The organism is Streptomyces rugosispiralis, assembly GCF_024505145.1.
Taxonomy (GTDB): domain Bacteria; phylum Actinomycetota; class Actinomycetes; order Streptomycetales; family Streptomycetaceae; genus Streptomyces; species Streptomyces rugosispiralis.
The window spans coordinates 394,869-408,078 of record NZ_JANIAA010000004.1; the positions used below are offsets into that span (position 1 = coordinate 394,869).

Below are 13,210 nucleotides of genomic sequence, written 5' to 3' on the forward strand. Positions count from 1 at the left end.
AAGAGCTGACTGAGGGAAGACGTCATGACGCACACTCTTGACCGCACCGCCCGCATCCGCTCCACCTGGCAGGCGGTCTGGGACCGGGGCCAGGTCGACGCGCTCGACCAGTTGCTCAGCCCCGCCTATGTACGCCGCCGCGGGCCCGCCGCGGCCCCCCAGGACCGGGAGCAGTTCAAGGAGTCCATCCGCGCCATCCGCCAGGCGTTTCCCGATCTCCGCACCGAGATCGAGGACATCGTCGAGGACGGCGAGTCGCTGGCGATCCGCTGGCGCAGCACCGGCAGCCACACCGGCGACTTCCTCGGGGTCCCGGCCACCGGCAGGCCGGTCGAGGTCTCCGGCGCCACCTTCACCCGCTTCGACCACGGTGTGGTCAGCGAGGAGTGGGTGACCTGGGACCCGCGCCAGCTGCTGGAGGCGCTCGGGATCATCACCACCACCCAGCGGGCGGCCGTCGACGCCGATGTGGTCCGTGGTGTGCACCGCAAGTTCATCACCGGTGTCACCGTCGTGACCTGCGACGACGACGGCAAGCCCCGGGGGCTCGCGGTGAACGCGTTCGCCAGCATCTCACTGGATCCTCCCATGGTGCTGGTCTGCGTGCAGCGCACCTCCACGACCCACCCCGCGCTGCACCGGGCGAGCCATCTGGGGATCAACATCCTCGCCGCCGGCCAGCTCGATGTGGCCAAGACCTTCGCCTCCAAGGCGGACGACAAGTTCGCCGGGCTGTCCTGGACCCCCGGTGAGTTCGGCGTCCCGCTGATCGACCGGTCCTGCGCCCAGCTCGAGGTGGAGATCGGCGAGCGGCTGGAGGCCGGCAGCCACACCGTCTTCACCGGCCGGGTGGTGTCCGCCCGCCATGAGGAGCTGGCCCCGCTGGTCTACAGCGGTGGCGGCTTCTTCGACATCTCCCAGACCGCGCCGCTGCCGTGGTGAGACACCGCCACCCCGATCCGCGGCGCCACCGGCCCCCCGCCACCCCCTGACGCCCACTCCTCCCGTCCCAGGAGCACGCCCATGACCCACGACGACACGGCGCCGGTGTACGGCAGCGCGGTCACCAAGGTGGAGCCCTTCGGGGTCGACCACATCCCCGACAACGAGCGGCACGGCAAGCCCAGTTCGCAGTTCTTCGTCTGGTTCGCCGCCGGTCTCAACTTCCCCATCATCCTGCTCGGGTTCAGCGCGGTCGGGCTCGGCCTCAGCTTCGGCGCCGCCGTCGCCGCCATCGTGGCCGGCGCGGGTCTCGGCTCGCTGCTGATGGCCGTGATGTCCCGGATGGGCGTACGGCTGGGGGTGCCCCAGCAGATCCAGGCGCGGGGCCCGCTCGGCTTCTTCGGCAACTTCCTGCCGGTGGCGTACATCAATGTGTTCGCCGGGGTCGGCTGGGCCGCCGTGACCGTGATCCTCGGTGGCAAGGCCATCTCCGAGCTGACCCATCTGCCCTTCTGGGTCTGCGGACTGGCGCTCACCCTGGTCGAGCTGGTGGTGTCCATCTACGGCTACAACATGATCAATTTCCTGCAGCGGGTGCTGACCTACATCCTCACCCCGCTGTTCGTGATGATCACGGTGGTGGCCCTGGTGCGGGGCGCGGGCACCTTCGACGCCAATCCGAAGGCGGCGGACTACGTCGGCTCCACCGGCGGCTGGATCACCTTCTGCGGCTGGTTCCTGTCCTTCCTCGTCGCCTGGGCGCCGTTCGCCTCGGACTACTCGCGCTATCTGCCCGACTCGCCGGGCGTGGTGAAGCGCACCGCCTGGTACACCGGGCTCGGCAACTTCGTCACCATCTGCTGGCTCGGCATCCTCGGGGTGCTCCTCGGCTCCAATGCCACCAGCACCGACTCCATCACCGCCCTGCACCAGCTGACCGGGCCGTTCGCCATCCCCGCCCTGATCGCCATCGGGCTCTCGGCGCTCGCGCAGAACTTCCTCAATGTCTACGGCGGCGCGATCTCCGTCCAGACCCTGAAGGTGCCGGTCACCCGGACCCAGGCCGTCACCCTGATCTGCGCGCTGGCGTATGTGATCAGCCTGTGGGGGCACTCCGGGGTCGAGGACAAGTTCTCGGTGTTCCTCAACCTCACCGCGTACTTCATCGCGCCGTTCGCCACCGTGCTGCTGCTCGACTACCACCTGGGCGGCCGCTCCGACGCCGGCCGGATCGCCGAGCTGTACGACCGCGGACGGGTGCTCTCCTGGGGCTTCGTCGCCTGGGTCGGCGGGGTGCTGGCCTCGGTGCCGTTCTGGCAGTCCGACCTCTACACCGGGGCGTTCGCCTCGGCGTATCCGCACGCGGGCGATCTGAGCATGCTCGTAGCGGCGGGCGCCTCGGCGGTGTTCTATCTGCTGACCTACCGGCTGCGGCCGCTGTGGACGCGGGACACCCCCGCCACGGCCGAGCCCCAGCCGGAGAAGACGGCGGCGGTGGCGGGCTCCTGACGCGGCGTCGGCGAACCGGGGCGGGCGGTGTCGCGAACGGCGGTGCCGCCCGCCCCGGTTCGCGCCACCGGCCTCGCCCCGCTACCGCCTCCGGCGCGAGGGCGCGGGGCGCTCGGCGGGGGCGGGGTCGATACAGCGCGACTGGGCGTGTTCGTACACCATCGTGCTCTGCACATCCGCCACCTCACGGCGCTCGGTGAGGCGGTCGATGACGAACGCGTACAGCCCATTGGTGTCCGGCACCGCCACATGGATGAGGAAGTCATGGGGGCCGGAGGTGACGAACAGCCCGATGGTCTCCGGCAGCTGCGCGGCCCATTCCCGGAACCCCTCGATGACCGGCCGGGACGGCGGGCGGATCCGCACCGAGATCAGCGCCTGCACGGGGCGGCCGACCGCCTCCAGGTCGACGGCGGCGTGATAGCCGCTGATGATGCCGCGCTCCCGCAGCGCCCGGACCCGCTCCAGCGAAGTCGACGGCGAGACTCCCGTGCGCAGGGCCAGCTCGCGATTGGTCTGGCGTGCATCGTTCTGCAGCTCCCGCAGAAGAGCGCGGTCGAGTGCATCAAGTTCCACGAAAGCGCTTCCTTGCCTGAGAAAATTCGGCGAGCCATGCTCCGGCTCGGATGGATGGGTACCGTCCACCACATTAGCCATCGACAAGGAGCAGCGCTGATGTCCGTTCCCCAGCTGTCCGACGAGGATGTACGCACCGATCAGTCCACCCGGCAGGCGAAGCTGAAGTGGGTGATCGTCGTGGCCGAGGAGCTGCCCGCGGGCCGGGCGGTGAACGCCGCCGCCTGCATGGCCGCGGCCGTCGGCCGGGCGATGCCGGAGCTGCTGGGGCCGGACGGCAGGGACGGCTCCGGGGCCGGTCACCCGGGGCTGCCGTGGGCCGGCTGCTCGATCCTGGCGGCCGGCCTGGAGGCACTGCGCGAGCTGCGGGCCAAGGCCGCCGGGAAGGACGATCTGTTCCTCGTCGACATGCCCGGACAGGCCCAGACCTCACGGGTCTACGACGAGTACCTCGACAGCCTGGCCGGCACCAAGACCGAGGATCTCGACTACCTCGCGGTCAGCATCGTCGGCCCGCGGAACAGGGTCAGCAAGCTCATCGGGAAGCTTCCCCTGCTGCGCTGACCCCCGCGCCACCCGGCGTGGCCGGATCGCCCAGCGCGTAGGGGGCGAGGATGTCGGCGATGGCCCGGTTGCGCGGGGTGGCGACCCCCAGCTCGGCGCCGAGTTCGGCCACGGCCCCGCTGAGCCAGCTCAGCTCCAGGCGGTTGCCGCGCAGGAGGTCGTTGTGCATCGAGGACGTCATCGTGGCGGGCAGCGTGTCGCAGAAGGCGAGCCGGTCGTCGGCGAATCCGGGGTCCAGGTGCACCCCCTTTGCCCGTCCCACGGCGACCACCTCGTGCATCACGTCGCGCAGCAGAGCCCGTGACCCGGGATTCCCGCGGACCACGCCGATCGGCTGCCGCACCGCCGAGGTCGTCCCGGAGAGGCCCACCAGGAAGACGAACTTCTCCCAGATGGTGCGCTCGATGTCCCCGCTGATCTCCGCGTCGACACCGGCCGCGAGGCAGCGATCGAGGAACTGGCGGGCGCGCGGGGACTCCTTGCGGTCGTACTCGCCGAACACCAGCCGCTGCAGCGTGCCGTTGTGCACCACCACCCCGGGCTCCTCGATGAACGCCGAGATATAGCCGACCCCGCCGAGGACGGACCCGGCCGGCAGATGGCGCCGCAGCTCCGCGTCCTTCTGGACCCCGTTCTGGAACGACACGACCGCGGCGCCGCTCTCGGCGAGGGGCGCCAGCCGCCGGGCGACGTCCTCGGTGTCCCACAGCTTCACCGCCACCATGACGAGGTCCGGGGCCTCGAGGTCGGAGACCGTCCCCACGACCGCCTCGGACGGCACCCGCAGATCCCCCAGCGGGCTGCGCACCGTCAGCCCCCGCTCCCGGATCGCCGCGAGATGGCGGCCCCGGGCCACGAAGGTGACCTCGTCCCCCGCCGCGGCGAGCCGCGCGCCGAAGTATCCGCCGACGCCACCCGCGCCGATGATCGCGATCCGCATGATGTCCCCTCGTCCTCAGCCGCTTAGTAACCCTTCAGGCGGTTACTATATTCACATGGATTCCTCGACGGAGCAGGTCCCGCGGGCGCGGGTCACCGCTGGGCTGCGGGCACTGCGCTTCGACGCCGGCGGCCTCGCCTTGAACCTCGTCGCCTCGCTCGGGCGCCGTAGCAGCACCCCGATCGAGCGCCTCGGCACCCTCGACCGGCTGCGGGAGTGGTGCGACGGCGTCGGGTTGCGGCTCCAGGACGAGGCCGTCACCGAGGAGCTCCGCACCGAGCTGCGGACGCTGCGCGAGGCGGCGTACGACGCGGTGGCGGCGGTCGTCCACGGCCGGGCCCCGGCCGCCGCGTCCGTCGCGTTGCTCAACGAGCGGGCGCGCCCCGCCCCGCCGCAGCCGCTGCTGAGGGCCACCGGCGCCGGGGTCGAGGTGGACGGCGCCGATCGCCCGCTGACCGGGCGGGAGCTGCAGTCGGTCGTCGTCCGCGACCTCATAGCGGTGCTCGGGGACCCCGAGCGGCGCGGGGCGCTGCGGGCCTGCGACTCCTCGCTGTGCACCATGATCTACCTCGACCCCACTCCGGGCAGAAGGCGCCGGTGGTGCTCCATGCGGCTGTGCGGGAACAGCGCCAAGGCCGCGAAACACCGGCAGCGGCAGCGGGCATCCGCCGCACCGGCCGAATCCTGACGCCCCGGCGTGTCGGGCGGGTTCTGACGCCCTGGCGTTCGGGCGGGTTCCCGGCGTGTCGGGCGGGCCTGACGCCCTGGCGCCCCGGCCGGGTCCTTGCGCCCCGGCGCTCCCGGCCGCTGTTTCCGGTGGGCCGCCCGGGGCACTCGGGGTGGCCGGAGGATTGCCGATGGCCGAAGAGAGCGACACCGACCCCGTACCGAAAGCACGGCGCCCCGGGCGGGCCTGCGGCTCCGGGGGAGCGGCGGCCGCCGTCGCGCTGACCGTGGCGACCGGGGCGATGGACGCGATCAGCTTTCTGGCCCTGGGCGGCGTCTTCACCAGCGTCATGACCGCCAATCTCTCCCTGCTCGGCATGTCGACCGCGTCCCTGGACGCGGCGCTCGCCCGGGACTCCGCGGTCGCCATGGGCGGATACATGGTGGGCGCGCTGGTCAGCGGCCGGATCGTCCGCGGCTCCCGGCCGGCCCTGCGGGCCCGGTGCGCGCTGGCGGTGGAGCTGCTCGTGCTCGGCGGGCTCTGGGCGGTGTGGGCGTCAGCCGACGGCCACCCCGCGGGCGGCCTGCAGCTGGGGCTGCTGGCGGTGGCCGCGCTCGCCATGGGAGGCCAGAGCGGTCTGGTGCGGGCCGTCGGGCCGCCCGGCTTCTCCACCACCTATCTCACCGGCACCCTGACCGGGGTGCTGGTGGACGCGGTGCGCAGCGGAACGGTGCGCCGGCTCAGCCTCGCGCTGCTGGGGGGTCTGGTGGTGGGCGCCGCGGCCGGCGGGCTGCTGGTGGCCCACGCCGCGCGGGCCGCGCCCGCCCTGCCGACCGGGCTGGTCGGCCTCGTTCTGCTGGCGTCCCTGACCTCGCTGGCCCGGGACGCCCAGGGCCATCTCTGGCCCCATGCCGAGTAGCCCGCCCCAAGACCGTCCGCGCCGCGGCGGGTTGACCGGTGATTCACTCTTCCAGCGGGGCATCATCCGATGCCAGACTCGGCCCGTGACCGACTTTGACATGCTTGTGATCGGGTCCGGGCCGGGTGGCCAGAAGGCTGCCATCGCCGCCGCGAAACTCGGTCGCCGGGTAGCCGTCGTCGACCGTAAGGAGATGGTGGGCGGGGTCTCCCTGCACACCGGAACCGTTCCGTCCAAGACCCTGCGCGAGGCGGTGCTCTATCTCACCGGACTGACCCAGCGGGATCTCTACGGCCAGAGCTACCGGCTCAAGGAGGAGATCACCGTCGCCGACCTGACGGCCCGCACCCAGCATGTGGTCGGCCGTGAGGTGGATGTCGTCCGCAACCAGCTGTCCCGCAACCGGGTCGCGATGTTCTCCGGCACCGGGCGGTTCGTGGACGACCACACCGTGGCCGTCACGGACGCCACCGGCCAGGAGCAACTGCTCACCGCCCAGCACATCGTGATCGCCACCGGCACCCGCCCGGCCCGCCCCGCGAGCGTGGAGTTCGACGAGCGGACGATCATGGACTCCGACAGCGTCCTCAATATGGAGCGGGTGCCGCGCTCCATGGTCATCGTGGGCGCCGGGGTGATCGGCATCGAGTACGCCTCGATGTTCGCCGCCCTGGGCAGCAAGGTCACCGTGGTCGAGCAGCGCGAGGGGATGCTGGACTTCTGCGATGTCGAGATCGTCGAGGCGCTGAAGTACCGGCTGCGCGACCTGGCCGTCACCTTCCGCTTCGGCGAGACCGTGGCGGCCGTCGAGCGCCATCCGCGCGGCGCCCTGACCATCCTGGAGAGCGGTAAGAAGATCCCCGCCGACGCGGTGATGTACTCCGCGGGGCGCCAGGGGCTCACCGACGCCCTCGACCTCGCCAAGGCGGGGCTCACCGCCGACCGGCGCGGCCGGATCGCGGTGGACGAGCACTACCGCACCGCCGTGCCGCACATCTACGCCGTCGGTGATGTCATCGGCTTCCCGGCCCTGGCCGCGACCTCCATGGAGCAGGGCCGCAGCGCGGCGTACCACGCGTGCGAGGAGCCGGTGAACCCGATCCACCACCTCCAGCCGATCGGCATCTACAGCATCCCCGAGATCAGCTTCATAGGCCGTACCGAGGACCAGCTCACGGACGAGAAGGTGCCCTTCGAGGTGGGGGTCTCGCGCTATCGCGAGCTGGCCCGGGGCCAGATCGTCGGCGACGCCCACGGCATGCTGAAGCTGCTGGTCTCCCCGGAGGACCGGAAGCTGCTCGGCGTGCACTGCTTCGGCACCGGCGCCACCGAGCTGATCCACATCGGCCAGGCCGTGATGGGCTGCGGCGGCACCGTCGACTATCTGGTGGACGCGGTGTTCAACTATCCGACCTTCGCCGAGTCCTACAAGGTGGCCGCGCTCGACGCCACCAACAAGATGCGCGAGGTCGATCACCTGCGGGACTGACCCCCGGCTCCGGCCCTCCTCCGCACCGCCTCGTCCCGGATATCCCTTTTGGGATACTGGGAGGCAGACCGGGAGGAGGCTGAGATGACTCGCGCAGTCGGTATTGACCTGGGTACGACCAACTCGGTCGTATCGGTCCTGGAGGGCGGCGAGCCGACCGTCATCACCAACACCGAGGGCACCCGGACCACCCCTTCGGTGGTGGCCTTCGCCAAGAACGGCGAGGTGCTGGTGGGGGAGGTCGCCAAGCGCCAGGCGGTGACGAACGTGGAGCGCACCGCGCGATCGGTCAAGCGCCACATGGGCGAGGACCGGTGGCGGTTCCCGGCCACCGGCGATGTGGACGGCAAGCGCTACACCGCGCAGGAGATCTCCGCGCGGGTGCTCCAGAAGCTCAAGCGCGACGGCGAGGCGTACCTCGGCGAGGACGTCACCGACGCCGTGATCACCGTCCCCGCGTACTTCAACGACTCCCAGCGCACCGCCACCAAGGAGGCGGGCGAGATCGCCGGGCTGAAGGTGCTGCGGATCATCAACGAGCCGACGGCCGCCGCCCTGGCGTACGGGCTGGACAAGGAGAACGACCAGACCATCCTGGTCTTCGACCTCGGCGGCGGTACCTTCGACGTCTCGCTGCTGGAGATCGGCGAGGGGGTGGTGGAGGTCAAGGCCACCAACGGCGACACCCACCTCGGCGGCGACGACTGGGACCAGCGGATCGTGGACCATCTGGTCTCCCGGTTCGGACACGGCTACGGCGTGGATCTGGCCCAGGACAAGATGGCGGTCCAGCGGCTGCGCGAGGCATCCGAGAAGGCCAAGATCGAGCTCTCCGCGGCCAGTGAGACCACGATCAACCTGCCGTACATCACCGCCTCCGACCAGGGCCCGCTGCACCTGGACGAGAAGCTCACCCGCTCGCAGTTCCAGCAGCTGACCGAGGACCTCCTGGAGCGCTGCAAGGCCCCCTTCCACCAGGCGATCAAGGACGCCGGGATCAAGACCTCCGACATCGACCATGTGATCCTGGTCGGCGGCTCGACCCGGATGCCCGCCGTGACCGGCCTGGTCAAGGAGCTGACCGGCAAGGAGCCGCACAAGGGCGTCAACCCGGACGAGGTCGTCGCGATCGGCGCATCCCTCCAGGCCGGTGTCCTCAAGGGCGAGGTCAAGGACGTGCTGCTGCTGGACGTCACCCCGCTGTCCCTCGGTATCGAGACCAAGGGCGGCATCATGACCAAGCTGATCGAGCGGAACACCACGATCCCGACCAAGCGCTCGGAGGTCTTCACCACGGCCGAGGACAACCAGCCATCGGTGCAGATCCAGGTCTTCCAGGGCGAGCGCGAGATGGCCGCGTACAACAAGAAGCTCGGGATGTTCGAGCTGACCGGCCTGCCGCCCGCGCCGCGCGGGGTGCCGCAGATCGAGGTGGCCTTCGACATCGACGCCAACGGCATCATGCACGTCTCCGCCAAGGACCTCGGCACCGGCCGGGAGCAGCGGATGACCGTCACCGGCGGCTCCGCGCTGCCGAAGGACGACATCGACCGCATGATGCGCGAGGCCGAGAGTTACGCGGAGGAGGACCACCGGCGCCGCGAGGCCGCCGAGACCCGCAATCAGGCCGAGTCGCTCGTCTACCAGACCGAGCGGCTGCTGCGGGACCAGGCCGACAAGGTGCCCGGGGACGTCCGGCAGGAGGCCGAGGCGGCGGTCGCGGATCTGAAGCGGACGCTCGAGGGCGAGGACACCAACGCGATCCGCGAGGCCACCGAGCGGACCGCCGCCATCGGGCAGAAGATCGGCACCGCGATCTACGCCCAGGCCCAGCAGTCCGGCCCGTCCGGCGGCGGATCCAGCGGCTCCGCGGGCGGCCCCTCGGGGGACGGCGGGGGCCAGGCCCACTCGTCCGACGAAGAGGTCGTGGACGCGGAGATCGTGGACGACGAGAAGACCGGGGACGAGCCCAAGGGAGGGGCGGGCTGACACCGCTCCCCGGGTGCCCCGGCCGTCACTGCTTCCTGGGCGGCTCGCCCCGTGGCGCCGAGACCTCCACGAGTTCCGCGCGCCCCTTCGTGTTGAGATACAGGATCGGAATGGCCTTGTTGCGCGGATTGCCGTCGTCCTCGAAGGAGATGAAGCCGCTCGCCCCGCGCACCTGCTGACGGCCGCTCATCTGGTGGAACATCCGCGCCACCGCTTCCCCGGTCACCTCGCCCTGCGAGCCCGCCGCCATCTGGACGCCATGGGCGGCGGTGAGGACCGCGTCATGCGCCATGATGGCCTGGCCGTCATCGCGCGGATCAGTGGGGAACCACGTGTCCAGCGACCCGCCCGGCTGGAAGTGGCGGGCCGAGTAGCCGGAGACGTGGAGCGGATCCTTCTGCCACATATCGGGGTGCGCCAGCCCTGTGTAGAGCACCCGCACCCCGCTCTCGGCGGCGTGTGCGAGCTGCCTGGCGGTCAGGTTGGAGGTGTCGTCACCGGTGATCACCATGAACTTCCGCTCCTGGCAGGGCCGGTTGGCGATCGAGTCCAGGAACCGGGTGAGGTGCTTGCCGCGGCCCGCGAAGAAGACCGCCTGCGGCTTCTGGTCGCACAGTTGCCCCGACATGTACTGCAGCTCGTTCTGCCAGGCGCTGCGTACCGAGGAGTCATAGGTCATCCGGTCCGCCACCAGCCGATGTCCCTTGGTGTCCTGGTAGACCCTGGTGAAGGCGTCCCCCAGCGTCTTGGCGTAGTAATTGCTCCGCGCGTCGTCCTGGACCACCACCGCCGTACGGACCTTCTCCCGCTTGAGATAGGCGGAGGCGGCATACGCCTCGTCCACATTGGTCGGGGAGACCCGGACGAACCTCCTGTTGGGGTCCTCGATGTTGGTGGCCGTCATGGTGCTGGCGACCAGGGCGAGACCGTGGTCCGACAGCCGCCGCAGCGCGCTCAGGCTCCGGTCGGTGCTGGGGCCCAGCCCGGTGACCGCGACCAGCTTGTCGTCGGAGGTCTTCCGGTCTATCAGCTCATCGACGGCGTGCTCCCAATGGGCCCCGCTGCTGCCCACATTGGCGATCAGCAGCTTGATCTTCGGGGAGGAGGAGAGGTCGCCGCGGTTGTGCCGGTACTGTGCCAGATACGCGCCCTCCAGCTCATGCCGGACCGACTCCTCGGAGTTGCTGTCGTCGTCGGTCAGCGTGAAGGAGGTCATATAGGCGACGCTGACGTATGGTTCCTTGCCGGCGTTCTTCTCGACCAGGGCGTTCTCTGCCTTGATCTTCTTCTCCACCCGCTTCAGATGTCCGGCGAAGACGTACGAGCCGTCGGTGACGCCCACGCACTCGCGGTCGTCGCCCATCTTGACGACGCCGTCCCCGCACCGGTCCCGCCTCTCCTCGAACCAGTTCACGGTGAGCGGGACCGCCACCGCGAGCACGGCCGATACGATCACGCCGATCACCACCCGGCGCACGATGTGCAGCGGCCATTCAAGTCTCGGCACCGGTCTCACCCCTCGCCCGCGCTCGTCAGCGGATGGCGCCAGTGGCGGTACCGCTCCGCCTCGTTGAACAGGGCCACGATGTCGTTCCTCCGCAGTCGTGAGAGCTGGTTGAAACCGTCGGCGATCATGTCGTTCAGCCGCATCCCGGGGTCGGCGAGCGGATCGCTCCACACCCAGCGCACCGTGATCAGCTCCCGGATCACCGAAGCCGTGGTGACCGCCTCCGGGGGCTCGTCCGGGGCGAGGTCGGCGAGCAGCTCCAGCGGTCCGCCGGCCTGGCCCAGCCGGTTGGGGGCGGCCGTGATGGTGTTGAACTCAGCTATCCACTGCGCCGCGGGCACCACCGGGAAGCGCTCCACCAGATACCCGGTCACCTCGTCGATCCGCTCCGCCGCCAGCCGGTGGTACATCTCCTGGACCGGGCGGCCCTCGGACCTGAAATGCTCGGCCAGCAGCTCCTGCACCGCGTCCCAGTCGTCCGGACGCCCGGCCAGCCGCCACAGCAACAGCCGCCGCAGCCAGGGGTGCAGGGCCGGGGTCACCGCGCCCGGACTGTGCAGCAGCCAGCGGCCGCGGACCTCGCCGAACAGCGAGTCCCCCGAGCCCAGCAGCCGGGTGCCGACGGACAGGTCGCGCGCCGCGGCGCACTCCTCCAGCGCCGCCCGCCGCGCGGGGTCGAAACCGCGCAGCAGGTGGTCCAGAGCGGCCTCCGCCAGCGTCCGGGTGTCCTCGCCCTCCCGCGGCGTACGGTCCGGCAGGGTGCGCAGCCAGCGGTCCTGCTCGGCGCCGTCCTCGACGGGCACGGACGAGTGCCGGAGCAGCTCCAGGACCAGGCTGACCGCCCGGGGGAGCCCCGCGGTCAGCCGGTGGACGAAGGGCGCGAGCCGGGTGAACGGCGCGAGGTCGGGGTGGTGGCGCAGCTCCAGCTCGATCCGGATCCGCACCTCGTCCAGATTGAGGTCGCGCAGCCGCAGCGGATACCACCAGGTGTCATCGCTGTCCCGGCCCGGCCGGTGCTCGCGCCAGTCCGCCAGGGAGGCCCGGTCCGGGCCGCGCAGCCGCCACGGCCACTGGTCGCCGGTGGCCGGGCCCCAGCGGGGCAGCCACCGGTTGGAGCTCGCCACGACGGTGAGCGGATCGCAGTCGGCGCCCGCCACCACGGCGTCGTCATGGCGGGCCCGGATCAGCAGGTCGAGGAAGCGACGGCCGTACTCCGTATGGGAGTTGTCGAGCAGCAGCAGATACGAGCGGGGCATGAACGAGTGGCGCACATTGCTGCGCATGTCCTCCAGCAGGGCCGAGAACAGCACCCGGTCCAGCCGCTCCTGATCGTCCTCGTCCCCGTCGTGGCGCCACAGGTTGAGCTCGACCAGCGCCTCCCACGGATCCCGGCTCCGCAGCAGCGGATGGCCGCCGTACCAGGCCGCGCTGCTGGTGAACTTGCGGCCCGGCAGCCGCCTCCGGCCGCGCCGCAGCGCGTCCCGCAGCAGCGCCAGTGCCGCCGTGGAGGCGCCGTCGGGGGCGCCCACGGCGCCTCCGGCCACCTCGAAGAAGGCGGCGAGATAGTCGCCGTAGCGCGCCTCCGCCTGCTCCTGGAAGGCGTCCAGCTCGCGCCGGATGTTGCGCCGCCCCTCCGCCAGGCTCGTCATCCGGAGCTGGTGGTCGGAGGCGAGCAGACCGAGCGTCAGCCGCGGGAAGTGCGAGCGGCGGTAGCGCGGCAGCTTGCGCTCCAGCTGGCGCGCGAGCAGCGCCAGGGCGTACCGCGGCAGCAGGGCCTGCTCACCGCCGACATTGACATACGCGAACGGCGTCTCGGGGCCGAATTTCTCCATCAGCGCGCCATGGGCGTCGCTGGCCCCACTGCCGCGCGGCCCCAACAGCATGATCACCGGCCGCTCGTCCGTGGGCTCCAGCCTGAGACACTCCCCGACCAGACTGATGATCCCGCTGCGGCCTCTTAAGCCCACACCCATTCCGGATTCCGCCACGTGCCCCCGTCCCCCCGTTCAGGCCCCCCGTCGGCAACTAGGGGGTCCTTTACCCACATTCACCCCTTCGATAGCGGGCCGTTCCCAAACGTACTCCGAGTGTGGCCGATGCCGACATTC

At 70.9% G+C, this 13,210-nt stretch carries 11 protein-coding genes; 7 read left to right on the forward strand and 4 right to left on the reverse strand.

The window, feature by feature from the left end:
• Positions 1-24 precede the first annotated feature (24 nt).
• Both NP777_RS10325 and NP777_RS10330 read left to right on the forward strand, forming a co-directional pair.
• Positions 25-942, forward strand: a complete 918-nt coding sequence (locus tag NP777_RS10325) for a flavin reductase (RefSeq protein ID WP_256649789.1) — start codon at positions 25-27, stop codon at positions 940-942.
• Between the two features lie 81 nt (positions 943-1,023).
• On the forward strand, positions 1,024-2,451 hold the full coding sequence (locus NP777_RS10330; protein WP_256649790.1) for a purine-cytosine permease family protein: 1,428 nt from the start codon (positions 1,024-1,026) through the stop codon (positions 2,449-2,451).
• 81 nt (positions 2,452-2,532) lie between these two features.
• Here the strand turns inward: NP777_RS10330 and NP777_RS10335 are convergent, their stop codons facing one another.
• Complete coding sequence (locus NP777_RS10335; protein ID WP_046088239.1) at positions 2,533-3,027, reverse strand: Lrp/AsnC family transcriptional regulator; 495 nt, start codon at positions 3,025-3,027, stop codon at positions 2,533-2,535.
• Between the two features lie 99 nt (positions 3,028-3,126).
• Here NP777_RS10335 and NP777_RS10340 point away from each other — a divergent pair, with 99 nt between their 5' ends.
• The gene (locus NP777_RS10340; protein WP_256649791.1) at positions 3,127-3,591 is read left to right on the forward strand and encodes a DUF2000 domain-containing protein; all 465 of its coding nucleotides are present in this window, start codon (positions 3,127-3,129) and stop codon (positions 3,589-3,591) included.
• Here the strand turns inward: NP777_RS10340 and NP777_RS10345 are convergent.
• Positions 3,563-4,531, reverse strand: coding sequence for a ketopantoate reductase family protein (locus tag NP777_RS10345; protein ID WP_256649792.1), 969 nt, complete (start codon positions 4,529-4,531; stop codon positions 3,563-3,565). The two genes, NP777_RS10340 and NP777_RS10345, sit on opposite strands and share 29 nt — an antisense overlap.
• Before the next feature lie 55 nt (positions 4,532-4,586).
• On the opposite strand from NP777_RS10345, the gene NP777_RS10350 reads away from it, so the two are divergent.
• The 4 genes from NP777_RS10350 (at position 4,587) to dnaK (ending at position 9,595) form a co-directional block, all read left to right on the forward strand.
• Positions 4,587-5,219 (forward strand): CGNR zinc finger domain-containing protein, encoded by a 633-nt coding sequence (locus NP777_RS10350; RefSeq protein WP_256649793.1) that lies wholly within the window; start codon positions 4,587-4,589, stop codon positions 5,217-5,219.
• 169 nt (positions 5,220-5,388) lie between these two features.
• Positions 5,389-6,117: a YoaK family protein gene (locus NP777_RS10355; protein WP_256649794.1), complete on the forward strand. Its 729-nt coding sequence runs from the start codon at positions 5,389-5,391 to the stop codon at positions 6,115-6,117.
• A gap of 85 nt (positions 6,118-6,202) precedes the next feature.
• Positions 6,203-7,606, forward strand: coding sequence for a Si-specific NAD(P)(+) transhydrogenase (gene sthA / locus NP777_RS10360; protein WP_256649795.1), 1,404 nt, complete (start codon positions 6,203-6,205; stop codon positions 7,604-7,606).
• Between the two features lie 84 nt (positions 7,607-7,690).
• Positions 7,691-9,595, forward strand: coding sequence for a molecular chaperone DnaK (dnaK, locus tag NP777_RS10365; protein WP_256649796.1), 1,905 nt, complete (start codon positions 7,691-7,693; stop codon positions 9,593-9,595).
• Positions 9,596-9,620: 25 nt separating this feature from the next.
• Here the strand turns inward: dnaK and NP777_RS10370 are convergent, their stop codons facing one another.
• Positions 9,621-11,102 carry an ABC transporter substrate-binding protein gene (locus tag NP777_RS10370; protein WP_256649797.1) on the reverse strand — a complete coding sequence of 494 codons (1,482 nt, stop codon included), beginning with the start codon at positions 11,100-11,102 and terminating at the stop codon, positions 9,621-9,623.
• A gap of 5 nt (positions 11,103-11,107) precedes the next feature.
• The gene (locus NP777_RS10375) at positions 11,108-13,090 is read right to left on the reverse strand and encodes a hypothetical protein (RefSeq protein WP_256649798.1); all 1,983 of its coding nucleotides are present in this window, start codon (positions 13,088-13,090) and stop codon (positions 11,108-11,110) included.
• Between the last annotated feature and the right edge of the window lie 120 nt (positions 13,091-13,210).

Coding starts and splice junctions, on each gene's coding strand:
- dnaK (WP_256649796.1), top strand. CDS start 7,691: ATGACTCGCGCAGTCGGTATTGACCTGGGTACGACCAACTCGGTCGTA.
- NP777_RS10325 (WP_256649789.1), top strand. CDS start 25: ATGACGCACACTCTTGACCGCACCGCCCGCATCCGCTCCACCTGGCAG.
- NP777_RS10350 (WP_256649793.1), top strand. CDS start 4,587: ATGGATTCCTCGACGGAGCAGGTCCCGCGGGCGCGGGTCACCGCTGGG.
- NP777_RS10330 (WP_256649790.1), top strand. CDS start 1,024: ATGACCCACGACGACACGGCGCCGGTGTACGGCAGCGCGGTCACCAAG.
- NP777_RS10340 (WP_256649791.1), top strand. CDS start 3,127: ATGTCCGTTCCCCAGCTGTCCGACGAGGATGTACGCACCGATCAGTCC.
- NP777_RS10345 (WP_256649792.1), bottom strand. CDS start 4,531: ATGCGGATCGCGATCATCGGCGCGGGTGGCGTCGGCGGATACTTCGGC.
- NP777_RS10355 (WP_256649794.1), top strand. CDS start 5,389: ATGGCCGAAGAGAGCGACACCGACCCCGTACCGAAAGCACGGCGCCCC.